Origin of the sequence: Persicobacter sp. CCB-QB2, assembly GCF_001274635.1 — a bacterium.
GTDB classification, from domain to species: Bacteria; Bacteroidota; Bacteroidia; order Cytophagales; family Cyclobacteriaceae; genus Persicobacter; species Persicobacter diffluens.
In genome coordinates, this window is record NZ_LBGV01000001.1 from 2,227,819 (window position 1) to 2,252,420 (window position 24,602).

Annotated in this window: 19 protein-coding genes and 14 tRNA genes; 11 read left to right on the plus strand and 22 right to left on the minus strand. The window is 42.3% G+C overall.

Translation table 11 applies throughout. The annotated features are described in order from the left end of the window. Positions 1-69 precede the first annotated feature (69 nt). The 14 genes from NG22_RS09890 to NG22_RS09955 form a co-directional block, all read right to left on the minus strand. Positions 70-145 (minus strand) — tRNA-Pro (locus NG22_RS09890). An 80-nt stretch (positions 146-225) separates the two neighbouring features. Further along, positions 226-300: transfer RNA gene (locus NG22_RS09895), tRNA-Pro, on the minus strand. A gap of 23 nt (positions 301-323) precedes the next feature. Next, positions 324-396, minus strand: a tRNA-Thr gene (locus NG22_RS09900). 38 nt (positions 397-434) lie between these two features. Next, positions 435-509 (minus strand) — tRNA-Val (locus NG22_RS09905). 97 nt (positions 510-606) lie between these two features. Further along, positions 607-681: transfer RNA gene (locus NG22_RS09910), tRNA-Pro, on the minus strand. Positions 682-708: 27 nt separating this feature from the next. Beyond that, a tRNA-Val gene (locus tag NG22_RS09915) sits at positions 709-783 on the minus strand. Between the two features lie 100 nt (positions 784-883). Then, a tRNA-Pro gene (locus NG22_RS09920) sits at positions 884-958 on the minus strand. A gap of 27 nt (positions 959-985) precedes the next feature. Then, positions 986-1,060 (minus strand) — tRNA-Val (locus tag NG22_RS09925). A gap of 100 nt (positions 1,061-1,160) precedes the next feature. Beyond that, positions 1,161-1,235, minus strand: a tRNA-Pro gene (locus NG22_RS09930). A gap of 58 nt (positions 1,236-1,293) precedes the next feature. Then, positions 1,294-1,366 (minus strand) — tRNA-Thr (locus NG22_RS09935). A gap of 75 nt (positions 1,367-1,441) precedes the next feature. Then, positions 1,442-1,516, minus strand: a tRNA-Val gene (locus NG22_RS09940). 68 nt (positions 1,517-1,584) lie between these two features. Then, a tRNA-Ser gene (locus NG22_RS09945) sits at positions 1,585-1,671 on the minus strand. Then, positions 1,672-1,747: transfer RNA gene (locus NG22_RS09950), tRNA-Thr, on the minus strand. A gap of 61 nt (positions 1,748-1,808) precedes the next feature. Further along, a tRNA-Val gene (locus NG22_RS09955) sits at positions 1,809-1,883 on the minus strand. Positions 1,884-2,388: 505 nt separating this feature from the next. Between NG22_RS09955 and NG22_RS09960 the strand changes: the two genes are divergently transcribed. The 8 genes from NG22_RS09960 to NG22_RS10000 all read left to right on the plus strand — a co-directional run bounded on the left by NG22_RS09960 (position 2,389) and on the right by NG22_RS10000 (position 10,951). Further along, positions 2,389-3,357 (plus strand): VWA domain-containing protein, encoded by a 969-nt coding sequence (locus NG22_RS09960; protein WP_053405591.1) that lies wholly within the window; start codon positions 2,389-2,391, stop codon positions 3,355-3,357. After that, positions 3,354-4,001: a M48 family metallopeptidase gene (locus tag NG22_RS09965; RefSeq protein ID WP_053405592.1), complete on the plus strand. Its 648-nt coding sequence runs from the start codon at positions 3,354-3,356 to the stop codon at positions 3,999-4,001. The genes NG22_RS09960 and NG22_RS09965 overlap by 4 nt, the downstream gene beginning before the upstream one ends. 4 nt (positions 4,002-4,005) lie before the next feature. Then, positions 4,006-4,689 (plus strand): hypothetical protein, encoded by a 684-nt coding sequence (locus NG22_RS17810; RefSeq protein ID WP_157600988.1) that lies wholly within the window; start codon positions 4,006-4,008, stop codon positions 4,687-4,689. A 166-nt stretch (positions 4,690-4,855) separates the two neighbouring features. Then, positions 4,856-5,419: a DUF4136 domain-containing protein gene (locus NG22_RS09975; RefSeq protein WP_053405594.1), complete on the plus strand. Its 564-nt coding sequence runs from the start codon at positions 4,856-4,858 to the stop codon at positions 5,417-5,419. A gap of 48 nt (positions 5,420-5,467) precedes the next feature. Beyond that, positions 5,468-7,129 (plus strand): AarF/ABC1/UbiB kinase family protein, encoded by a 1,662-nt coding sequence (locus NG22_RS09980; protein ID WP_053405595.1) that lies wholly within the window; start codon positions 5,468-5,470, stop codon positions 7,127-7,129. A 289-nt stretch (positions 7,130-7,418) separates the two neighbouring features. Next, entirely contained in the window at positions 7,419-7,910 is a 492-nt protein-coding gene (locus NG22_RS09985; RefSeq protein ID WP_053405596.1) for a hypothetical protein, read from the plus strand. A gap of 309 nt (positions 7,911-8,219) precedes the next feature. Beyond that, positions 8,220-9,398: an acetyl-CoA C-acyltransferase gene (locus tag NG22_RS09990; RefSeq protein ID WP_053405597.1), complete on the plus strand. Its 1,179-nt coding sequence runs from the start codon at positions 8,220-8,222 to the stop codon at positions 9,396-9,398. A gap of 497 nt (positions 9,399-9,895) precedes the next feature. After that, positions 9,896-10,951, plus strand: coding sequence for a GAF domain-containing protein (locus tag NG22_RS10000; protein ID WP_157600990.1), 1,056 nt, complete (start codon positions 9,896-9,898; stop codon positions 10,949-10,951). Between the two features lie 389 nt (positions 10,952-11,340). Here NG22_RS10000 and NG22_RS10005 read toward each other — a convergent pair whose 3' ends face one another. The 5 genes from NG22_RS10005 to NG22_RS10025 form a co-directional block, all read right to left on the minus strand. Beyond that, positions 11,341-11,934 (minus strand): hypothetical protein, encoded by a 594-nt coding sequence (locus tag NG22_RS10005; RefSeq protein ID WP_053405600.1) that lies wholly within the window; start codon positions 11,932-11,934, stop codon positions 11,341-11,343. Between the two features lie 431 nt (positions 11,935-12,365). After that, positions 12,366-13,442: a 3-isopropylmalate dehydrogenase gene (gene leuB / locus NG22_RS10010; protein WP_053405601.1), complete on the minus strand. Its 1,077-nt coding sequence runs from the start codon at positions 13,440-13,442 to the stop codon at positions 12,366-12,368. Positions 13,443-13,444: 2 nt separating this feature from the next. Then, positions 13,445-14,029 (minus strand): 3-isopropylmalate dehydratase small subunit, encoded by a 585-nt coding sequence (leuD, locus tag NG22_RS10015; protein WP_053405602.1) that lies wholly within the window; start codon positions 14,027-14,029, stop codon positions 13,445-13,447. 20 nt (positions 14,030-14,049) lie between these two features. Beyond that, the gene (leuC, locus tag NG22_RS10020) at positions 14,050-15,438 is read right to left on the minus strand and encodes a 3-isopropylmalate dehydratase large subunit (protein ID WP_053405603.1); all 1,389 of its coding nucleotides are present in this window, start codon (positions 15,436-15,438) and stop codon (positions 14,050-14,052) included. Positions 15,439-15,553: 115 nt separating this feature from the next. Beyond that, positions 15,554-16,696, minus strand: coding sequence for a 2-isopropylmalate synthase (locus tag NG22_RS10025; protein WP_072159058.1), 1,143 nt, complete (start codon positions 16,694-16,696; stop codon positions 15,554-15,556). A 251-nt stretch (positions 16,697-16,947) separates the two neighbouring features. On the opposite strand from NG22_RS10025, the gene NG22_RS10030 reads away from it, so the two are divergent. Continuing rightward, positions 16,948-18,507 carry a hypothetical protein gene (locus NG22_RS10030; protein ID WP_053405604.1) on the plus strand — a complete coding sequence of 520 codons (1,560 nt, stop codon included), beginning with the start codon at positions 16,948-16,950 and terminating at the stop codon, positions 18,505-18,507. Positions 18,508-18,837: 330 nt separating this feature from the next. Here NG22_RS10030 and NG22_RS10035 read toward each other — a convergent pair whose 3' ends face one another. From NG22_RS10035 to NG22_RS10045, 3 genes are all read right to left on the minus strand, one after another. Next, positions 18,838-20,064 (minus strand): alanine dehydrogenase, encoded by a 1,227-nt coding sequence (locus tag NG22_RS10035; protein WP_053405605.1) that lies wholly within the window; start codon positions 20,062-20,064, stop codon positions 18,838-18,840. After that, positions 20,057-20,491: a tRNA (adenosine(37)-N6)-threonylcarbamoyltransferase complex ATPase subunit type 1 TsaE gene (gene tsaE, locus NG22_RS10040; RefSeq protein ID WP_253275671.1), complete on the minus strand. Its 435-nt coding sequence runs from the start codon at positions 20,489-20,491 to the stop codon at positions 20,057-20,059. The genes NG22_RS10035 and tsaE overlap by 8 nt, the downstream gene beginning before the upstream one ends. A gap of 120 nt (positions 20,492-20,611) precedes the next feature. Next, positions 20,612-22,165, minus strand: coding sequence for a response regulator (locus NG22_RS10045; RefSeq protein WP_053405606.1), 1,554 nt, complete (start codon positions 22,163-22,165; stop codon positions 20,612-20,614). Positions 22,166-22,303: 138 nt separating this feature from the next. Here NG22_RS10045 and NG22_RS10050 point away from each other — a divergent pair, with 138 nt between their 5' ends. Both NG22_RS10050 and lpxD read left to right on the plus strand, forming a co-directional pair. Further along, entirely contained in the window at positions 22,304-23,530 is a 1,227-nt protein-coding gene (locus NG22_RS10050) for an HD domain-containing protein (RefSeq protein ID WP_053405607.1), read from the plus strand. Between the two features lie 28 nt (positions 23,531-23,558). Continuing rightward, positions 23,559-24,581 (plus strand): UDP-3-O-(3-hydroxymyristoyl)glucosamine N-acyltransferase, encoded by a 1,023-nt coding sequence (gene lpxD / locus NG22_RS10055; RefSeq protein ID WP_053405608.1) that lies wholly within the window; start codon positions 23,559-23,561, stop codon positions 24,579-24,581. Positions 24,582-24,602 lie beyond the last annotated feature (21 nt).

Genomic DNA, 24,602 nt, shown 5'->3' on the forward strand with positions numbered 1-24,602 from the left:
GAGTCGGTTGAGACAGGACAAGCCCTGTCTGTACTTTACGCAAAAGACAAGACATTTCTCATCCTAGCTGTCGGGGTGGCAGGATTCGAACCTGCGACCTCCTGCTCCCAAAGCAGGCGCGATGACCGGGCTACGCTACACCCGAAGGCCCTCGCTTTCGAAGGGAGTACAAAGGTAAAGCAAAATTTGATATCTGCAATACTGTACTCTAAATTTATTTTTTTGTCGGGGTGGCAGGATTCGAACCTGCGACCTCCTGCTCCCAAAGCAGGCGCGATGACCGGGCTACGCTACACCCCGAACGAAAGGGAAATTACTCCCTGAGCCTCCAGTCGGACTCGAACCAACGACCTACTGATTACAAGTCAGTTGCTCTACCAACTGAGCTATGGAGGCAATATGAAATCTAAATTTCACAACCGACGTTTCGGTTGTGGGCCCTGCTGGATTCGAACCAGCGACCCCCTGCTTGTAAGGCAGGTGCTCTGAACCAACTGAGCTAAGAGCCCGAATGCTCACTTCAAAATTTCTCTTGTGGTGAGTCGGCTGAGACAGGGCATGCCCTGTCTCAACAAACCGACAACAAACAAATTGCTGCGGTACTTGTCGGGGTGGCAGGATTCGAACCTGCGACCTCCTGCTCCCAAAGCAGGCGCGATGACCGGGCTACGCTACACCCCGTGGTGTGTTTCCACCGTCCGAAGACTGTGGGCCCTACTGGATTCGAACCAGTGACCCCCTGCTTGTAAGGCAGGTGCTCTGAACCAACTGAGCTAAGAGCCCGAATGCTCACTTCAAAATTTCTCTTGTGGTGAGTCGGTTAAGACAGGGCATACCCTGTATATACTTTTTGCACTGGACAAGACTTTCCTTGTCCAAGCTGTCGGGGTGGCAGGATTCGAACCTGCGACCTCCTGCTCCCAAAGCAGGCGCGATGACCGGGCTACGCTACACCCCGCGGTGTTTTTCCACTGTCCGAAGACTGTGGGCCCTACTGGATTCGAACCAGTGACCCCCTGCTTGTAAGGCAGGTGCTCTGAACCAACTGAGCTAAGAGCCCGAGTGCTCACTTCAAAGTTTCTCTTTTGGTGAGTCGGTTGAGACAGGGCATGCCCTGTCTATACTTTTTGCACTGGACAAGAATTTCCTTGTCCAAGCTGTCGGGGTGGCAGGATTCGAACCTGCGACCTCCTGCTCCCAAAGCAGGCGCGATGACCGGGCTACGCTACACCCCGTGCAGTTGAAAGAATTGATGGTATTTTAAATACTACGCGTCTCTCCCCTACTAAATAGAGCCTCCAGTCGGACTCGAACCAACGACCTACTGATTACAAGTCAGTTGCTCTACCAACTGAGCTATGGAGGCTAAAGATCGGATTTTGAATCTTCAATTATCAGACCAAAACAATGGCGACAATCAAATCCTAATCCTTTTAATCTGTGGGCCCTGCTGGATTCGAACCAGCGACCCCCTGCTTGTAAGGCAGGTGCTCTGAACCAACTGAGCTAAGAGCCCGGATGCTCACTTCAAAATTTCTTTTGTGGTGAGTTAATAAGACAGGACATATCCTGTCTATACCAGTGCGGAGAGTGGGGGATTCGAACCCCCGGTACCGTTTCCAGTACGTCAGTTTAGCAAACTGGTGGTTTCAGCCACTCACCCAACTCTCCTGGAGCCTCCAGTCGGACTCGAACCAACGACCTACTGATTACAAGTCAGTTGCTCTACCAACTGAGCTATGGAGGCTAAAGATTTTTGTGATGTAAATAAGGTTTGAGTAAAACTCTTCCCGAACAACATTAAGTTGTGGGCCCTACTGGATTCGAACCAGTGACCCCCTGCTTGTAAGGCAGGTGCTCTGAACCAACTGAGCTAAGAGCCCTTATTTTTATTATTGATCAAGCCATATCCGGCTAAATCAAAATAACATTCTCTTTAGTACAATTCCAAGATTTCAAATCTTTCTCACATTCAAATGGCGATTATTTTCTTTTGAGCGACAAAACTAATTTCTGATTTCGAAGCGGATAAGAATGTCCATTTCTGCGTCTCTGAGGGCGTTTCCCTCAAAAGCGATGCAAACATACGGGCTTTATTTTTATCCACCAAGCCTTCCCAAAAAAAATAAATGATGATAAATTTCCCGACAGCGTCACCAAACAGATAAATTCATGTTTTCCAACCTTCTAGTGAGTGGAAAGGATTTGTAAAAAATGTTAAAAATTTTCCTTCAAGCGGAATTAGCTTGATTCCATTTTCAAACATTGCTAATATTAGGCCTTAAAAATCGGAGGCAAGGGCCAACGGGGAGCAAGACGGAATTCCTATAGATATTGCTATCGGCGCTCCTTTTTTCTATTTTTCGCAGAAGAATTTTTCAAAATTATATGACCTGGTATAAATCACTCGGGCTTACGGAATCAATTTTCATCATTATTTTCGTATTGCTCCACTTATTATTTGTCTGGAGAAACATCCGAATCGCTAATAGGCTACGAGCCGGATTCAAATGGGTGTTTATTAAACTGGTGCTACGCTCCCTGTATTTTGGCTGTTTTATTTTAGCATTACTCGGCCCTTCCTTCGGACAAATCTCCCAGGAAATAAAATCTGTAGGAAAAGACATCATGATCTGTGTAGATCTTTCCCAATCCATGAATGCGACAGACATTCCCCCGTCTCGCCTGGAAAAAGTAAAGTTTGAACTAAAAAACCTGGTCAGCGCTTTCAATTCAGACCGGGTAGGTATTGTCATCTTTTCTTCTGAAGCTTTTATGCAATGTCCGCTCACTTATGATCAGGGTGCATTAAATCTTTTTATCGAGACCATGAATACCGGCTTGGTGCCACATTCCGGAACTGATTTTGGCCCTCCTTTGGAAATGGCACTTAGTAAAATATCCAGCGAAGAAGAATCTGCCAATACGCCTAAGTCAAAAGTAATCATTTTGATTAGTGATGGAGAGGACTTTGGAGAGAAAACCAATGAGGCACTAAGCCAAATTGTAGAAAACAACATTAAATTATTTACGGTTGGAGTAGGAACTGCTGATGGTGGAAAAATCCCCATGGGACGTAGCTTTAAAAGGGATAAGCAAGGTCGTCCGGTGGTAACCAAATTAGAAGCCACTGCACTTAAAAAGCTGGCATCTAAAACCGGGGGACGCTATTTTGAAGTAAATGATCAGCGTAATGATATTCCAAAACTTATCAATAACATCAGTCAAATAGAAGGAGAACTTCGTGACAGCCGCCGGGTGGATGTTTCCGCCAATAAGTTTTATTATTTTCTGGCATTAGGTTTACTCCTTATGGCCATTGATCTTTTGACCAGCATCCGAACCATCAAAATATGAGAACGCTTCTTATCTTATTATTTGCGGCCCTTAGTTTTGACGGCTTCAATCATATTGCCAAAACTAATGCCCTTAAAAAGAAAGCAGAGGAAGCCATGCTTTCCGGAGATTTTCAAACCGCCACTGCGCTTTATCATGAGCTTATTGACAGCTTAAAGGTGGCCGAGGATGAATCCGTTTTAAATTTATCCAATGCCTATTTTCATTTGCAGGACACCACCAATGCAGAAAAGTACTATAGTGCTGTAGTGGAAAGCCAAAACACCGAGATTCGCGCCAAAGCCAATCAGCAGATGGGGGTGATCCAGTATCAAAAGCAAGACTTTAACAAAGCCCTTGCCCATTTTAAGGAATCCTTAAAAGCAGACCCCAATAATGCAGAAGCACGCTATAATTATGAGCTGGTCAAAAAAGTAATTGAAAATAATAAGCAACAACAAGATCAAAACCAGGAACCGGATATTCCGCCACTAACCCCATTTGCAAAACAGCTTAAAGCAAAATCAGACCAGCTGATTGCGCAAAAAAATTACGCACAAGCCCTGCAATTAATGGAGGATGGCTTGCAGCAGGATCCTTCCGTTGCGAACTATAATGATTATATCCATCGAACCCGTGTGGTGGCAGAAATTAATGCGAAATAACATCATGAAGCAAAAGATCTTATATACACTTTTCAGTCTGTTATGCTTTGGCTTAATGAACACAGCACAGGCACAGATCAGTAATCCCCCGGAGTTTCACGAAGGAGCCCAGTTCTACATCAATAAACAGATCCCCCAGGCGGTCGCCGCCTTGGAACAAGGACTTCGAAAGGAGCCGGACAATCTGGCCATGCAGGAATTGCTGAAAAAAATCCGGGAGCAACAAGACCAGCAGGATCAACAAAATCAGCAGCAGAACCAGCAAAACGAAGAGAATCAGGACGAAAATCAGGAAGAAAACCAAGACCAGCAGAATCAGGAAGAAAATCAGCAGGAAGAAGAGAATTCTGAAAATCAGGAGCAAGAGCAGGAAGGCCAGGAAGAGCAAGAGGATCAACAGAATCAGGAGCAACAGGGAGAAGATGCTGAGCAGCAAGAGGGAGACTCGCAAGAGCAGGAACCTCAGGAGGGTGAACAGCAGCAGGACCAGGCCAATGAAGAGCAAGAAAACGAGGAAGACAGTCCTCCACCAAGCCCTTCGGCAGCAGAGCGCTTGCAGGAAATGAATATGTCTGAAGATAAGGCAAGAATGATACTGGATGCCATGCGAAATGCCGAAGTGCAGTATTTGCAACAGAATAAAAGAAAGGCCACTCAAAAGCCTGACAATAGTAAACCGGATTGGTAAAATTTAAAAAAGATCATCTTATGGGTGATCTTTTTTCGTTTTATTACCATCTCCTTATCGGATATTTAATATTTTTTTCCCTTATTCAAATACCATACTTAACTTCTGAAAAATAGTGATCCCTATTTGCCACTGTACAATGAGTTCAAACTTAATTTTATAGACGATGAAAAATTGGCAGAATCTATTTTTCGTACTAATCGCCGCTCTCACTTTCTCTGCCTGTAGCAGTGTTAATGTCTCCTATGACTATGATCGCGGAGCGGATTTCTCTTCTTACCAAACTTACAGTTTCATGATCAAAGACCCTGATCAGAAAATCAATGTAGGCCTGAATGAATTGATGATCAGACGTGTGATGTCCAATATTGGGGGAGAAATGTCCGCCAGAAGTTATGAGGAAGTAGAAAACAATCCCGATTTGTTGATTAATTTCTACCTCAAAACAAAAGACAAGAAAAACGTTTACTACGATCCATATTGGGGTGGTTGGTACGGTCCCTGGGGTCCCTATCGTGGTCCACAGGTGACGGAATATACCGAAGGTAACCTGGTCATTGACATTGTGGATGCTAAGAAAAAACAGTTAATCTGGCAAGGGGTAGCTACCGGATCTATTGACGGAAAAATGAAAAATCCGGATAAGACGATGCAGAAAATTGTGAATGAAGTATTTCTTCGTTACCCGCATAAAGCAAATGAGGCCTTCGGATATCAGGTGAAAAAATAAAACGTACAAGCAGGGGCCCGGCTCCTGCTTTTTTTATATCAAAAAATTATGGCAGGAACCAGCAAGAATCAACGCATAGCGCAAATCATCTCCATTTTAATCAAATATGGTTTTGAAGATTTTATCGCAAATTCCCGCCTTAAAGAATTGGTAGTCTCCACTCCCCTGCTGAACAAAACAGTTTCGGAGGAAACCTTAAAATACACCAGAGCGCAACGCATTCGTCTGGCATCGGAAGAACTGGGGCCCACTTTTGTGAAATTAGCCCAGATCATGGCCAACCGGCCGGACATGCTTCCGGCAGAATGGCTGGAAGAACTAGCCAAAACCCAAAAAGAATCCAGTCCGGTACCGAATTGGGATGTGGAAAAATTTATTTCCGAAGAGTTGGGAAGACCCTTCCAGGAAATTTTCCGATACGTAAATCATCAACCCATGGCCTGCGGCTCAATAGCTCAGGCTCACAGGGCTATTCATGTCGATGGAACGGAAATGGTACTGAAACTGCAGCGCCCTGACATTGCCACCATCATTGAAGCGGATCTGGAAATCCTGCATCTGATTGCCTCCCAGGCGGAATCCAATATAGAAAAATTCGCCACCTTTCAGCCCGTAAAACTGGTGGAGAGCTTTCAAAAGCACATGTTGGAAGAATTAAACTTCCGCAATGAGGTTCAAAATATCAAAGAATTTTATCATCAATATAAAGGATGGGATGGGCTCACCAGCCCGAGAACCTACGAGCATTGTAGTTCCGGAAAAATCATTGCTATGGAGATGATGAAGGGCCATAAAATCGATGAATGGCAGCCCGAAGATCCCTCCCTGAAGCAGCGAATGATTGACACCCTCATTGATGCTTTCTTTAGCCAAATCCTGGAATATGGATTTTTCCATGCCGATCCACACCCTGGAAACATTCTGGTGCAGGACAATGGAGAAATCTGCTTCATTGATTTTGGAAATATGGGAAGGCTCACCAGTTCCCAACGAGAACTACTCTCCCGTTTTTTCTTTCAATTTCTTCAAAAAGACTACCGTCAAATAGCTCGGACAGTCAAGGAAATTGCCATTTCCCATGAAATCACGGACATGAAAATCTTTGAATCAGAATGTGAAATGGTAATTCAGCGTTTTGATCGGTCCCTGGCCGATATTGAATTAAAGGAAATGGCCCAAACCTTCACCAGCCTGATTTATAAATACCGGATAGAATTACCACAATACCTTCACTCCGTATTTCGCGCTGTGCTGATCATGGAAGGACTGGGAAGTAACCTGGATCCTAACTTTGAAATCTTTGATAAGCTTCGCCGATTTGGGAAAAAAATTGTACTCAATCACCTTGACCCGAAAAAAATTGCCAAAGACAGCCTCAGCTCCCTATTCACTTTAGGCACTTTATTGAAGAATGTCCCCCATGATTTGCAAGACCTTATTGATACTGCTAAAGAGGGAAAGTTCAAAATAGACATCAAACACCATGGGCTAGAAGATTTCCGCCAAACCATTGACTCCGCCACCAATCGCATCTCCCTGGCTATCATCACCGCTGCGATTATCATCGGTTCTTCTGTAATCATCTTTGCACAAATCCCTCCACTAATTTATGACATCCCCATTCTGGGATTTATTGGCTTTTTCCTTAGCTCCATTTTGGGCTTTTATATGATATTGACTATCCTCCGTAACCAAAGACCAAAAAAATAAAGGCATTAGAGCACATTAAAAGCTAAAATTCGTAACGAAAATTTGAAATTCTATAGAAGCGGTACCCGATTATTAAGAGAAAATAGCAGTGCTATTGCTGAGAAATTATCCAATATCACCTCCAATAATTCGAATTTGCAGTCGGGAAGTGCGGTTTTAAACATGCGCTTATAATAGAAAACCAAGTGGATAATTTTTAAAAACACCCTTCTGCCGGTATTTGGCAAGAATCCACTCAGATTCAACAAACAATTCGGACGGGAATCGGTAATCTTTCTAAAGCAGACCTATGATTTTTGATAGATACCGAAAACTGGAATCCCTCTTTAACGAATCCCACTTTCCGCAATGGGCCCGAACCCCCGTTTCTGCCCAATATTTTCTGGCCGAAAAAGAAAAAAACATAGGCAATCTTTATCTCAGCACTCAGGTGGCCATGGCTTTTGAAGATAACCGGCAATTTCAGGTTCTGCTTCGAATGGCTTTCGGCTCCGAGGCCCATGATCAATTACTGGAAATGGAAGGTAGGTATTTCCCGTGGCTGGAAGATTTTATGAATGAACACCGCGAAATCAACCTTTTGCAGGAGGAAATGCATTATACCGACTTTCTTTGCAGAGAAACCCCTACCGGTTTCCCTGCCAATATGCTGAAAATCATTCATCAAAAGGCCCGTCTGCTTATCACCGTAAATGGCATGAAACGCTATTGTGAATGGCTTCAAAAAGGACATTTAGGATCTCATTGCTATTTCTTTCTGGGAGAGGCTTTTGAATGTTAACCCGAATTATCCACCGCTAGGTTCAGGGAGTTACTATAATATCTGCATAATCTGCGCATTTTGAATAGATTCATTTTTTTAAAATAGGTCAAATTTTGATGTACTCACTATGTCTTCCTTCATCCGATTAGTTGAAAAAAACGAAATAGGAGCCTAATCCTACCTTTTCTCCAACTGCAGCGAAACGAGGAGGTAAAAAGGTGTGATCTGGCTTAACGGCACCACCATCAGGCTATTATTCAGGTTTTTCCATTTGAAAAATACAGTTAAAAATTGTATTTTAAATAAACAACAAACCCAAAACCTGAAATGAGAGATGTATTTATCGTGTCGGTAGCCCGCAGCCCGATGGGAAGTTTTATGGGCAAACTTTCCGGCTTCTCCGCCACTGAACTTGGTGCTCATGCCGTAAAATCTGCTTTAGACAAACTGCCCCAAAATGCTTTCCAACCAGATGAAATATTCATGGGAAACGTGGTTGCTGCCAACCTGGGACAAGCCCCCGCCAAACAAGTCGCCGTCAAAGCAGGACTCGGATATGAAATCCCCTCCACTCTAATTAATAAAGTGTGCTCCTCCGGCCTTAAAGCGGTCACACTTGCGGCTCAAAGCATAATGAGTGGACAAAATGAGATAGTCGTAGCAGGAGGCATGGAAAGCATGTCTAACATTCCATTTTACCAGCCAAAAGCCAGAACCGGGAATAAATTCGGACACGTCCAATTAGTGGATGGGCTGGTGCAGGATGGGCTCTTTGAGCCCTATTATAAATTCCCCATGGGCAATTGTGCTGAAAATACGGCCAGAGAAATGAATATTACGCGCCAAATGCAGGATGATTATGCGGTGGAATCCTATACGCGAGCAAAAAACGCTACGGAGAATGGTAAATTTAAAGCTGAAATTGCGCCCATAACTATCCCGCAAAGAAAAGGAGAGCCCATCATTATGCATGAGGATGAGGAGTTCAGAAACGTGAAATTAGATAAAATCCCTCACCTAAAGCCCGTCTTTGATAAAGAGGGAACCGTTACCGCTGCCAATGCCTCCACCATCAATGACGGTGCTGCTGCTTTGGTACTAATGAGTGGCGAAAAAGTAGCAGAATTAGGTTTAAAGCCCTTAGCCAAAATCATCTCTTTTGCCGATGCTTCTCAAGATCCACTTTGGTTCACCACCGCACCCACTAAGGCAATACAAAAAGCATTGGAAAAAGCAGACAAGCAGATAGAAGACATCGATTTTTTCGAAATCAATGAAGCATTTTCTGCTGTAGCTATTGCCAATACGCAAAAACTAAAATTAGATTATAATAAGATTAATGTGTACGGAGGAGCTGTCGCATTAGGTCACCCACTAGGCTGTTCCGGTGCCCGGATATTAATCACACTATTAAGTGCATTAAGACAAGAGACTGGTAACCTTGGCGTTGCAGGAATTTGCAACGGAGGAGGCGGTGCTACAGCTATAATAATTGAAAGACAATAGACTCCGAGGAGTTTTATTTCTGCAAACTGAGGGCGTGGGAAACCACGCCTTCTTTTTTTTAGTATTTTATAACTTTTTTGAGATTCTCATTTTCAATCCCTAAATTACTCCCCCATATCATTGTTAACATAAAATTAGAAGATTTACTCACCAACCTGTATTGATTGTAAAATGTCACTAAAATCTATGCTTCTCTCCACCCTTCCGAAAGGCCTTTCGGAAGAGGATGAGTTCACCTACCTATTAACTAACATCATCTCTGTATTTCTAACCATGGTAGGTAGTCTCTTTGGAATAATTTCCTTTTTCGCTTTTCCTCAAGGAGTTATTTACCCAATAATTGGTTCGATATTTTTTGCTTCCCCTTTAATCCTGAATAAGTTTAAAAACATTAATATAAGTCGAATTGCATTAATTATTGGTTCAGGAATTGCCTTAGCTATGTATCATACTGCCCTAAGGAGTCCTGGGAGGGGTTAAATGTTGGGCTTTCCCTAGTGCAACTATCTTTTGCTTTAGTCGGTTTCTTGCTTTTTAAAAAAGAAGAAAAAGGATTATTTGTCATTGCCAATTTAATAGCAATCTCCAGCTTTGTATACCTAGTAACAGTGGAAGGAAAAAACACAAACGAGATTGACACCTCTTTATTTACTTCAGGGTTTATGCATTATGTTTCTGTATTTTCTGCATTAGTCATTTCATTCTTTATCATGTTGACTTTCCGTTTCATCAATACCCAAAATCAGGAAAAAACCTTGAAATTAATGGGTGATATCAAGAAACAGCAGGAGGAAATGACGATAAAAAACAATGAACTCAATAAATATATTGGAGAGATTGAGGTTAAACAATTAGAAGACAATCAACGACAATGGATTGCCGAAGGACAATCCAAAGTGGATTACCTTCTTAGGACCGAAGAAGATAAAGATGCCGTTTTTGATAAATTACTCAGCTTTCTCATAAAATATATGGAAGTAAATCAAGGTGCAGTATTCCTGGTTCAACAAGAAGAAAAAGAAAACCAATACCTTGAGATGGTTGGGTGTTATGCATATAATAGAAAAAAATTCGTCAACAAAAAAATAAACATTGGAGAAGGTCTTATCGGTCAATGTTATTTAGAACAAGAAAAAATATTTTTAACCGAAATCCCTGACAACTACATTAATATTACCTCTGGCTTAGGGGAATCAAACCCAACCAACCTAATTGTTGTACCATTTTTGTACAATGATGAGGTAGTTGCAATATTGGAATTAGCTTCATTTAAAGCCGTCCTTGATTATCAAATAACTTTCTTAGAAAACATGGGACAAAGTGTTGCTGCCTTTGTCATGAATCATAGAATAAATGTAAGAACTCAAAAACTTTTGGAAGAATCTCAAATGCATGCTGAAATGCTACGTGCTCAAGAAGAAGAAATGAGGCAAAACATGGAAGAATTAACAGCTACCCAAGAGGAGGCAGAAAGAAGAACTTTAGCCTTTCAACAAGAAATAAAGAATAAAGAGTTAGAAATTGAAGAATTAAGGTTAAAAATTAATTGCTAAACCTTCTTTATTTTATTAATAAAACAAAGGCCAACTTTAAATTAAAGTCGGCCTTTATTTTTAAGAACACAAAACCTCACTATTTTACCCCTAGAGGAAGCCATTCCAAATGATTAGGAAAACACTCAATTATGCACCCTTAAATCCTCATTTAGCCACAAGACTAATAAATACAGGAATAGATCCCTATTTCGAGTATTTCCCGATGAAGCAAATGAATGAATAAAGCAAGCTTTGTTCAATTTTGGCTATTAAAAATTCGATCAAATCGAACTGATAATTAAGCCACTAAAATGAAGTCCTGAATCTAGGGACGAATAATTGAAGTTATTGAATCTAGCGGTAAATAGTTCTGACTTACATAATAAAAGAAACACAAAATCATCATCTTATTTCCTACTGTAAACTCGGATATTGCAAACTGTTCCTGCTATCACAAAAAATAAAGACACCAAAATTGTCAATGGTGCCAACCACCCAAATTGCAATAAACCAACTTCTACATTTGGGCCTGGAATAAAATAAGGTGCATACAAAAGGAATGAACAAGAGATCAGTACTTGAACAAAATAAGAAAAGATAACAAACCGACGCTCCGAATTCAAATCAAAAAGAACGGTGGTCCAGGGATAAAAAGCCAAATTCAATAGGTTAACAGCGACAAAGGGAATAGTAGCGCCATCTGTAAAGTAGGCGGCAAACCAATTGGAATAAACAACAGGCATAATAGCTAGATAAAATCTCACAAATTTATGGGTAGCTCCTCCTTTTAAGAAGGACACAGACCCAAAAGTCAATGTACCAGCCAAGGGTATGAAATAAAGGCCTTCGAAGTAAATTAGCGAAATAAAAGTAAAAGTAACCCCAATTATTGAGGCTAAAATCAGACTATAGAATTCAATGTTTAGATATCTATTTTCATCTACAGAACAAGAAACACAATTCAAAAATGAGTTTTGAAATGGAAATTTTAATGCATTCATTTTAAAAAAAGATGGATAATAAAACTTAATAATAAACTACAATTCGTAGTTACTTTGAAAACTCCCAGAGTTCAACATTTGCACTTGAAAAATTATCATCAAAAGGCAAAAATTAAAGTTTTCCACATCATCGACCCATTTCACCCCTACGAATTATCCTAATGCGGCAAAAAACAACCCATAAAGAAAGAATCTAGGAAGGCAAATCAAATTATCCAATAATAAAAATACTATACCTAAAATAAATACATAAAAAAAACATAATCTTCTATTTTGAAATATATTATATTATAACTACTCCAAAAACTGTAATATTAATTCGAAAACAACCTTTGAATTGAAACACAAAAAAACCCACTCTACTCTTTCAAGTAAAAGCGGGTAACAAACAACAGAATATTCTTAATAAAAAGGTGTTAAAGGACTTTTAATTAAGCTGAGACTGTATCTTTTATCTGCGCAGCGATAAAATCACCTACTGCGGTAGTACTTTGCGGTGCGGCTTTGTTCACATCCTCTGTGGCAAATCCTTCATCCAAAGCGAAGTCAACGGCCTTGCGAACGTCTTCTGCGGCATCAAACAACTCCAAGTGGTCCAGCATCATCGCTACAGACAAAATGGTGGCCATTGGATTGGCGATGTTTTTACCGGCAGCCTGAGGATAAGAACCGTGAATCGGCTCAAAAAGGGAAGAGCCTGTTCCTACAGAAGCCGAAGGCAACATCCCCAAAGAACCGGAAATGATAGAGGCTTCATCCGAGATGATATCCCCGAACATATTCTCCGTCAATACCACATCAAATTGTTTCGGATTCAAAATCACCTGCATGGCGGCATTGTCCACAAACAGATAATCTACTTCTACAGAAGGATACTCCACGGACATTTCCTGTACTACTTTTCTCCACAGGCGGGAGGTTTCTAATACATTGGCTTTGTCCACCAAGGTTAGTTTATTGCGGCGCTGAGTGGCAGCTTTGAATGCCAGGTGTGCAATTCGCTCAATTTCAGAACGCTCGTAAACACAGTGGTCATAAGCTTTGTCTTCACCTTCTTTACCTTTGGCGCCAAAATAAATCCCTCCAGTCAGCTCGCGGTAAATCACGAAATCGGCTCCTTCCAAACGCTCCGGTTTAATCGGTGCTTGATCCAATAGTGCATTGAAAGTACGGATGGGACGGATGTTGGTAAACAAGCCCAAGGCTTTACGAATGGCCAACAAACCCTGCTCCGGACGCACCTTGGCATTCGGGTCGTTATCGAATTTTGGATCGCCTACCGCACCCAGCAAAACAGCATCCGCTTGCTGACAGGCGGTTACTGTATCCGCTGGTAGCGCTTCACCGGTGGCATCAATGGCAGCGGCGCCGATCAATCCTTCGGTGAATTCAAAATTTACTCCATACTTTTCCGACACGGCTTGAAGCACTTTTTGTGCCTGAGCTACAATCTCCGGACCGATTCCATCGCCCGGTAAAACAGTTATATTTTTAGTGACTTTAGACATCTTTATTTTGCTTGTTCGTATGCTTCAATTTCAGGGGTAATACTCAACAGGAAGTCGATATCATTCAAACCTTCCATCAGGCAATGCTTTTTGTAACCGTTGATCTCAAAAGATTCTGAAAGTGAAGTGCCCTCAATTTTAATGGTCTGCGCCCCCAAATCCACCGTTACCTCGGTTTTAGGATCTGCTTCAGCGCGGCTGAAAAGTTCCTCCAAAAATTCAGGAGATACCTCTACCGGCAACAAGCCATTGTTGGTACAGTTATTCTTAAAAATATCAGCAAAGGCTGAAGAAACTACCACGCGGAAACCGTAATCATAAACTGCCCAGGCAGCATGTTCACGAGAGGAACCGGAACCGAAATTTCTCCCGGCCACCAATACTTTACCGCTGTATTTGCCGGTATTGAAAATAAAATCTTCATTCACCGATCCGTCTTTCTGATATCTCCAGTCGCGGAATAAATTATCGCCAAACCCTTCACGGGAAGTAGCCTTCAGGAAACGTGCAGGGATAATCTGATCAGTGTCCACATTCTCATTGCGAAGTGGAATATAAGTTGAATTAACTATTTTTAGCTTTTCCATGATGTTCGTTCAATAAAAAATTATGCTTCCACTACCACCCCTGAAATGGCTGCCTTAGCAGCTGTAATTGGGGAAGCCAAAAGCGTACGGGAACCAGGACCCTGACGGCCTTCGAAATTTCGGTTAGAGGTAGAAACGCAATAGCTTCCTGCCGGAATTTTATCATCATTCATGGCCAGGCAAGCAGAACAACCCGGCTGACGAAGCTCAAATCCCGCCTCATTCAATACCTGCTTAATCCCCTCTTCAATGGCTTGCTCTTCCACTAGTTTGGAACCTGGAACAATCCATGCGGTCACGTGATCCGCCTTCTTATGGCCTTTTACCACCTCCGCAACGGCACGCAAATCTTCGATACGGCCATTAGTACAGGAACCGATGAACACATAATCGATCTTCTTACCTGCAATGGCATCTCCTTCTCGGAAATCCATATAATCCAAAGCCTTGGCAAGGGTGCGTTTCTCCGTATCATCCACCTCGTCTGCTGTTGGAATATGATCACTCAAGCCAATGCCCATTCCCGGATTAGTTCCAAAAGTAATCATGGCTGGAATTTCCTGCGCATCGTAATGGTATTCCTTATCAAAAACGGCTTCTTCCTCCGTAAACAACTGAGACCAATCAGCGACCGCTTTTTCAAAGTCAGCGCCCTTTGGCACTTGCTGACGACCTTCCAGATAATCGAAAGTGGTTTGGTCCGGAGCGATTAAGCCTCCACGCGCCCCCATTTCAATACTCATATTACAAACAGTCATACGCTCTTCCATGGTCATATTCCGGAAAGTAGAACCTGCGAACTCTACAAAATACCCCGTTCCACCGGAAGTCGTTAGTTTAGAAATCACATAAAGCACCACATCCTTAGCGGTAACGCCTGCTTTTAGCGCTCCATCCACATTGATGCGCATTTGCTTGGGCTTACGCTGCATCAAACACTGGGTGGTCAACACCATCTCTACTTCAGAAGTACCAATACCAAAGGCAATCGCGCCAAAAGCACCGTGGGTGGAAGTATGCGAATCACCACAAACGATGGTCATACCCGGCTGGGTAAATCCCATTTCCGGACCAATCACATGGACAATCCCCTGGTGTTTATGATTCAAACCAAAAGCTTCAATTCCATGATTGGCACAGTTCTCCTCTAGGGTTTTCACCTGCTTAGCGGAAAGCTCATCTTTGATCGGCAGATGCTGATCGATGGTCGGAACGTTGTGATCAGCCGTTGCGGTCACTAAATCCGGACGACGCACTTTCATTCCGCGCGCATCCAAACCGGCAAAGGCTTGTGGGGAAGTCACTTCATGAACGTAGTGACGATCGATATAAAAAACGCATGGGCCATTTTCAATTTCTTTAACCACATGCTTTTCCCAGATTTTATCAAATAAGGTCTTTTTCATCATTGCTGCATTGTTGAGTAGGATGGCTAGGCATCCGATAGTAGGGCAAAAAAGGAAAGGCGAATTGCAGCAATTGCTGCAATGCCTTTCGAACAACATAAACCCAAATGAATATTATTTAAGCGATAAGCAGGTGAAGGTCATTATCCTCAATCACCTTTTTCTCATCTGCCATTTTTAAGAATTTCTCATAGATAGAGTCCAACGCTCCGCCTTCTACTTTGTGGCCAATGCCCTCCAAACGGTAGCGTAATGCTGCACGACCTGAGCGAGCAGTCAGAATTATTTCGGAAGAATCCACCCCTACATCTTTAGGATCAATCACTTCATAGTTTTCACGGTGTTTCAACACCCCATCCTGATGGATGCCGGAGGAATGCGCAAAAGCATTTCTTCCCACAATCGCTTTATTAGGCTGTACCGGCATACGCATCATCGTCGAGACGAGCTTGCTGGTTTTGGCTAATTGGATGGATTGAATTTTTGTATAGAGATCCAAATATGGATGACTTTTCAAAATCATGGCGACTTCCTCCAGGGAGGTATTCCCTGCACGTTCGCCAATCCCATTCATGGTAACTTCCACCTGACGCGCACCATTCATTACCCCCGCAACTGAATTGGCTGTCGCCATTCCCAAATCATTATGACAATGCGTTGAAATAATCGCCTTATCGATATTGGGAACGTTATTTTTCAGGTAGGCGATCTTAGCCCCATACTCGTTTGGTAAACAATAACCGGTAGTATCCGGAATATTCACCACATCTGCACCGGCCTTGATCATAGCCTCCACCACACGTGCCAGGAACTCATTATCGGTACGTCCGGCATCTTCTGCATAAAATTCCACCTGCTCAGCAAAGTTCTTCGCATATTTTACTGCTTCCACTCCGCGTCGGATGATTTCTTCCGGATTCGAGTTGAATTTATATTTTATATGATAGTCTGAAGTCCCTATTCCGGTATGAATACGACCTCTGTGGGCATATCTTAATGATTGGGCAGCTACTTCAATGTCTTTTTTCACTGCTCGGGTTAGCGCACAAATTACGGGCTCCCTCACGGCTTTACACACTGCCTCCACCGCTTCGAAATCACCAGGAGAGGAAATGGGAAAGCCTGCCTCGATAATATCCACGCCGAGGCTTTCCAGGGCCTGCGCTACAATTACCTTTTCATCAGTATTTAGCTGGCATCCCGGCACCTGCTCACCATCTCTTAGGGTGGTATCGAAGATATATACTTTCTCTTTATCCATATTTGTGAATCGTTATTAGGATATATTCATTAGGGTTTTTAACAAAAAAATATTTTTTTAGACTTTTATCTGAAGCCATTCCGTGGGATATTCCCGTTCTATTATCTTATTATGGTTTCAAATGTATTGGAATAGGGCTTTGTAGGAAAAACATAAATTACAATCTTATACGAAGCCCAAAACGGACTTTAACAACACAAAAACCTTGACTAACAGCTTTCTACCCCTGTTTTTCAGGAATTACAGATACTATGGCTAAGCAGCAAACCGACCATCTTTTTCAACTGGTAAAATCCCTTTCAAAATCCGAAAAACGGAACTTCAAGCTCTATGTAAAAAGAAACAGCAGTTCCGAGGGAGCAAAATTTCTACAATTATTTGACCTGATAGATAAGCAGGAAGAATATGATGAGGTGCTTTTAATGAAAAAAGCCAAGGACATCAAAAAAGTGCAGTTATCTAATCTTAAAGCACACTTGTACAAACAGCTCCTTACCAGTCTCCGCCTGAATTATAAGAACAGTGATATTGCCATCAGCATTCGGGAACAAATTGACTACGCTAAGATTCTGTACAATCGGGGGCTTTATATGCAAAGTCTGAAAATTCTGGATAAGGTTAAATCTTTGGCTTATAAATACCATCAGATTCGCCAGATCAAAACCATTATTGAGTTTGAAAAGCGAATTGAAAGTCAGTTCATTACACGTAGTATTTCAACGCGGGCGGAAGACCTGACGCGGGAATCAGATAAGATCAATACCATTTCCCAAAGAATGTCTCTTTTTTCAAATTTGGCCATTCGATTATATGGGCTTTTCCTCAAAAAGGGACATACCTATGATGGTGCCTACCGGGAGGAGGCAGATCGGATGTACCAGGAAGGACTGCCAGAATATGTGGAAGAAGAGTTAACTTTTCACGAAAAACTTAACCTTTATCATGCCAAACAATGGTATTACTACCTGACTCAGGATTTCCGAAATGCTTATAAATATTGTTCTAAATGGGTGGGACTATTTGCAGATCAACCGGAAATGAAGTCCATTATTCCAGACATGTACATTAAGGGGCTTGACAACTTACTGAATGCCTGTTTTCTTTCGGCTTATTACAGCAAGTTCAATGAAATCTTTCAGGAATTAGAGGCAGTTCATGAAGAAGAGCCATTGATGAACATAGAGAATATTCGGATCCTGCAATTCACGACCCGCTCTACCCATTTGATTAATAAGCATTTTATGGATGGGCAGTATAAGGAAGGCATCAAAGAAGTGCCCGTGATAGAGGAAGGCCTTGCACGCTATAAACGAAACCTGGATAACCACATTGTCCTATCTCTTTATTATAAAATTGCCTGTCTTTATTTTGGGGATGGAGATTACCACACCACCATTAAATACCTCAACAGGATTGTTGATTTCAAAGACACAGAGCTCAGGGGAGATCTTCATGCTTTTGCGCGCCTGTTATTAGTGATCTGCTATTTTGAACTGGAGGAATACGATTATCTGGAATATTTACTTAAGTCCACTTACCGATTCCTAATGAAAGAAAGTGAATTATATGAAGTGCAGCGGGTGATCCTGAGGTTTATCCGAAGACTCCCTTATTTGGCACATGATCAGCTAATGGAGGAATTTAAAAAATACCGGACGATTTTACATCAACTTAGAGAAGATCCAAGGGAGCAGCGTCCTTTCCTTTATCTGGATCTTTTGGTCTGGCTGGATTCTAAAATTGAAAAACGCAGTATTTCTGAAATCGTCCAGGAAAGATGTGAAGTCACCCTCAAGGGGATGAAAATATAAGGGTGCTTTAAGCCGAATTATTCAGCCATTTGTTTTGCTGAAGTGATAACAAACGAAGCTTAACCCGAATTATTCACCGCTAAATTTATTAGATAAAAGTAAATAGCTTATTTGCAACTTATTACACCTTGTTTTCTTTGATTTTTAATAGCCTAAATTTGAGCAAGCTTGCTTTCTCCTCATTCATCTGTTTCGTTGGAAAAAACTCGAAACAGGAAAAATTCCTTCATTTTTTCAGCCCTACAGCTAAACGAGGATTTAAGCATGAATTCATCCGGCTTAAACCACAAAAAAACCGCTGAGGAAAACTTTTCTTCAGCGGTTTTTTTATTACTCCATGGAAGGTGGGGCAAACAGGTTTAAATCTTTAAACTCCATATCAAATTTATTGGCAATGGCCTCATTGGACAGGCAACCTTTATAGCTGTAAACCGCTTTCAGGAACCATTCCTCCATAAACATCATCTCCTCCACTCCTCCATGATCACCCGCTTTCAATATGATAGGGGTAAAAATATTGCTTAATGCGGTCGTCGCTGTGCGTCCCACCCTGGAAGGAATGTTAGGCACACAATAATGTATCACCTCAAATTTCCGAAATGTGGGAGATTCATGAGTGGTGGGGCGGGAAGTTTCGAAACAACCGCCCTGATCGATCGTAATGTCAACAATCACCGAATTGGGCTTCATGCTCCCCACCATTTCCTCGGTCACAAAATATCGATTCCTACCTTTTTCCGGACGAATAGCTCCAATCACCACATCCGCAGAACGCAGGGCGGTTCTCAAGGTTTCCGTATCAATAGTGCTGGTGGCAATATTATGCCCTAGTGCTGACTTCAGTCTACGAAGTTTATAAATCTGATTATCAAAAATCTGAACACGAGCGCCTAATGCAAAGGCCACCCGCGCTGCATATTCTGCAACCGTTCCTGCTCCTAATATCACAATATTAGTCGGCGCTACCCCGGTAATGCCACCGAGAATCACCCCCCGCCCATTGCGCACATTACTTAAATATTCTGAAGCGATAAAGAGGGCATTCATCCCGGCAATCTCCGACATGGCCCGGACCACAGGCATTCCTCCGGATTTATCCTCTAATAATTCAAAACCCAGAGCAGTCAGTCGCTTTTGTTTTATCTTTTTTAAATAGGCCGAAGACATCGTCCCCAAATGGATGGCAGAAATCAGGGTGGACTGCGGCTTCATCATGTCCAACTCCTCTATGGTTGCAGGCTCCACCTTCAGCACCACCGGGCACTCAAACACCTCCTCGGAGGAATAAGCCACCTTAGCCCCGGCATTTGCATACTCGTCATCAGAAAAGTTAGAAGATAAACCCGCCCCGGTTTCCACCACTATCTCATGCCCATTGGCCACTATCAGCCCGACAGAGTCAGGGGTAAGCGCGACCCGATTTTCCTGCATGGAGCGTTCCATCGGTAAACCGATTTGAAGTGATTGCTGCTTTTTAGAAATTTTCGCGGGTTTCTCCTGCGTCAGCAAGGATTCCTGCGCCAACTTCGAAAATCCAAAAGGAGTCTGTTTAGCCATTTTTGGTTAGTTTTATTAACCGATGTGATTCATCAACCGCTTCAATTTCCACCAATAAATGACGATCAGGAATCAAATTAGGGATCATGGATGACCATTCTATAAAACAAAAATCTCCGGAATAAAAATATTCCTCCGCACCCATTTCCTCCGCTTCCTCCTCCTCATCGATTCGATAAAAATCAAAGTGATAAACCGCCTGATCCGCCTTGGTTCTGTACTCATTCACCAGGGAATAAGTCGGACTAGTCGGATCATCCACCACTTCCAATGCTTTACATAGCGCAATGGTCAAGGTCGTTTTGCCTGCTCCCATCTCCCCATTCATTAACCAAACAGGGTAATCTCTCCCAAAGGCCAACATCTTTGCTGCTGCCTGCGGCAAATCCTCCAAGCGGTGAGTCTCGATGATCAATTGTTCTTTCAAAATGCAAAAAATTTTTGATACTGTCTTAAAACAACAAAGGAAAGTATCCTTTCTTCTATACAAATTTGATAGAAAAAAGCTTACTTCCCTTTAAATACGACTAAATTTTAGCAGCTGACCTTATTTCGGCACCATGGATACAAAAGGACAAATCATTTCCTCCATTGAAATTCCTCCATGCTGGAAGGTATCCTTATAATATTTCACATAGTAATTGTAATTATTCGGGTAAGCGAAGAAACTATCCTCCACCGCAAACACGTAGGCCGTTGATACATTTTGCTTTGGCAAATGCAGATCTTCAGGATTACGGCTTACCAATACATCTCCTTCATTAAAGCTCAGGTTCTTTCCGGCTTTATAGCGTAGATTGGTATTCGTATTACGGTCCCCGATAATTTTATAAGGCCGCTTCACACGCATCGTTCCGTGGTCAGTAGTCACCACCACATTTACATCTTTATTGGCTAATCGCTGAACAATGTCAAATAAAGGAGAATGCTCAAACCAGGATCTGGTCAAGGAACGATAAGCCGACTCATTAGGCGCCAATTCGCGGATCACCTCCATCTCTGTCCGGGCATGAGAAAGTAAATCCACAAAGTTGTAGACTATGACGTTCAGGTCATTATTCATCAGATTATGAATACTTTCCGCCAATTGCTTACCCTGGTTCAGCTGCTTAATTTTATGATAAGACCATTTATAGTCCAGACGCATTCGCTTCAGCTGCTCTTCCAGGAATTCGTGCTCGTGATTATTCTTCCCTTCATCAGATTCATCGCCTACCCAGAGATGAGGATAGCGCTTAGACATCTCCAAAGGCATCAGGCCGGAGAAAATGGCGTTTCTCGCATAGGCCGTAGTAGTCGGCAAAATGGAATAGAAAGTCTCTCTTTGATCAATTTTGAAATACTGACTGAATAATGGTTCCAAAATAGACCACTGATCCCATCGTAAATTATCAATCAACAGCATGAAAGTCGGCTTCCCGTTTTCCATCACCGGGAACACCTTTTGCTTCATCAGATTGTGCGCCAGCACCGGACGGTCAGATTCCGGATCGTTCAGCCAGTCCTCATAATTATCTATGACAAATCGTGCAAATTTATTATTGGCATCCGACTTTTGCATCTCCAATACCTCGGACATACTACTATCGTCAGAGCTCTCAATCTCCAGCTCCCAATAAGTCAACTTCTTATAAATCTCCGCCCATTCTTCATGGTTCATATCATCCATAAAAGCCATGGAGATATTTCGGAATTCCTGCTGATAATTTTGATTCGTTTTCTCCGAAACCAAACGTTTATTGTCCGTGATTTTCTTCACGGCCATCAAAATTTGATTCGGGTTCACCGGTTTAATCAGGTAATCGGCAATCTTGGAACCGATCGCCTGCTCCATCACATCTTCCTCCTCACTTTTGGTAATCATCACTACCGGGAGGTTCGGACGGATATTCTTAATTTGATGCAAAGTCTCCAAGCCGGTCATCCCCGGCATCATCTCATCCAAAAACACCACATCGAAATGTTCATTCCCCGCTTCCTCCAGCGCGTCTGCCCCACTGTTTACTGCCGTTACATCATAGCCCTTCTTCTCTAAAAATAAAATATGAGGCTTTAAAAATTCAATTTCATCATCTGCCCACAATATCTTGTACCTTTGCATAAATCAAGGATTATTGGTTTCTTTAATTATAATTAATAGGGATTTCAAAAGTAAAAATCTTCCCAATATCACTGCTATTTACGTTGGCAAAAATTTATAGTTTTTAGTCAATCCGATAGCAAAATAGTAAAAGCGCCCTTGAATAAGAAGAAAATCATCAACGACCCGGTGTATGGTTTCATCAACATCAAAGATGAGCTCATTTTCGACCTAATCGAACACCCTTATATTCAGCGACTTCGCAGAATACGCCAGTTGGGCCTTACAGACATGGTCTATCCCGGAGCTATGCATACCCGCTTCCATCATGCCATTGGCGCCATGCACCTGATGACCAGAGCACTAGAACAATTGCGAGACCGGGGTGTGGAGATTTCTGACAGTGAAATCCTTGCCGCTAAGGCCGCTATCCTGCTTCATGACCTGGGCCATGGCCCTTTTTCACATGCGCTGGAATTTACTTTGTTAAAAAACGTTAATCATGAAGATGTCTCGCTTTTTTTGATGGAAAAGATCAATAAATCCTGGAATGGCAGCCTGGATTTAGCCATCAAAATGTATAAAAAGGAATATGAACGCCCTTTTTTTGGACAGTTGATCAGCAGCCAACTGGACATGGACCGCCTGGATTATTTACAGCGGGACTCCTTCTTTACCGGAGTGCACGAAGGTACCATAGGTGCTCAGCGGATTATTAAAATGCTAGCAGTGGATCAGGATCAACTGGTGGTGGAAGAAAAGGGGATTTACTCCATTGAGAATTTCCTTAACGCCCGCCGACTCATGTACTGGCAGGTATATCTGCACAAGACCGCCCTGGCGGCAGAGCAAATGTTAATCAAGCTGATTCAGAGAGCGCAATATTTGGCCAGAAACGGAGAAAATGTTCCGGCCTCTGAGGCCCTGACATTTTTTCTAAAACAGCCCGTGGACAAAAATTTCGATCAGCTCGACCTGGCCGCTCAATATTTTGTAGAATTAGATGATTATGACATCATCGCGGCTATGAAAACCTGGGGGAATCATCCCGACCGCGTACTTTCCCTATTAAGCCATCAATTACTCAATCGCGAAATATTTAAAATTCAACTCAAAAATCAACAAATCCCAACCCCCTTGATTAAAGCTGGATTAAAAAAAGTTTGTGATTATTTTAAAATAAGTGAACAAGAAGCTTCTTTCCTGATGGCCCATGGCACCGTATCGAACTCCGCCTACTTAAACCATGGCGATCAGATACTTATATTACAAAAAGATGGGGAAATTGTGGATTTGGAATCTGCTTCAGACCTACCAAACATCACGGCAATGAGCAAAATTGTAAAAAAATACTATCTATGCTTATCCAAAAATGTATCTTTGTGATTGAATTTTGAAAAAGGACAGAGACTGAATGGAATTTACACTGAATCAGATTGCTGCAGTTTTGGGCGGCACCATTGAAGGTGACGGCGACAAAACTGTCAATACTATAGGAAAAATCGAAGAAGCCGGACCAGAAGCCATCTCGTTTTTATCCAATCCAAAGTACGAAAACTACTTATACACCTCCAATGCTGGTGGAGTAATAGTAAATGAAGACTTTGAACCTAAGCAGTCCTTTAGTACTACACTCATCCGGGTAAAAAATGCCTACTCTTCCTTTACTGCTCTTTTGGAGGAAGTCGATAAATTTCAAAGAAATGCTAAAACCGGCGTAGAGGAACCTTCTTTTATTGGCGAAGGCTCTACCATGGGAGAAAATGGTTATCGTGCGGCCTTTTCTTATGTTGGTCAAAATGTAAAAATGGGGACCAATGTAAAAATCTATCCGCATGCCGCCATTGGAGATAATGTAACAATTGGTGACAATACTGTTATTGATGCCGGCGCTAAAGTTTATAAAGACAGCGTAATCGGTAAAAATTGTTATATCCATGCCAATGCGGTAATCGGTTCTGATGGATTTGGCTTTGCCCCACAGGAGGATGGCACCTATAAAAGGATCCCGCAAATGGGAAATGTCATCCTGGAAGATAACGTGAGCGTCGGCGCTAATACGGTCGTAGATTGCGCTACCATGGGCTCCACCATCATCAAAGAAGGCGCAAAGCTTGACAACCTGATACAGGTAGCCCACAATGTTTCCATCGGTAAGAATTCTGTTATTGCAGCCCAAACGGGCATTTCCGGTTCTTCAAAAATTGGAGATGGCGCCACCATTGCTGGTCAGGTGGGCGTTGCCGGACACCTTCAATTGGCAGACAAAGTTTCCATCGGTGCGCAGGCCGGAATTTTAAAATCCGTAAAAGAAGAGGGTGCAGTACTCATGGGTTCTCCTGCATACAACCTTAAGGATTATCTTCGTTCTTACTCTGTATTCAAGAAATTACCTCAATTGGAAGCAGAGTTGAAAGAATTAAAAGAAAATACTTAACTTTGCCCTCCAATTATATTT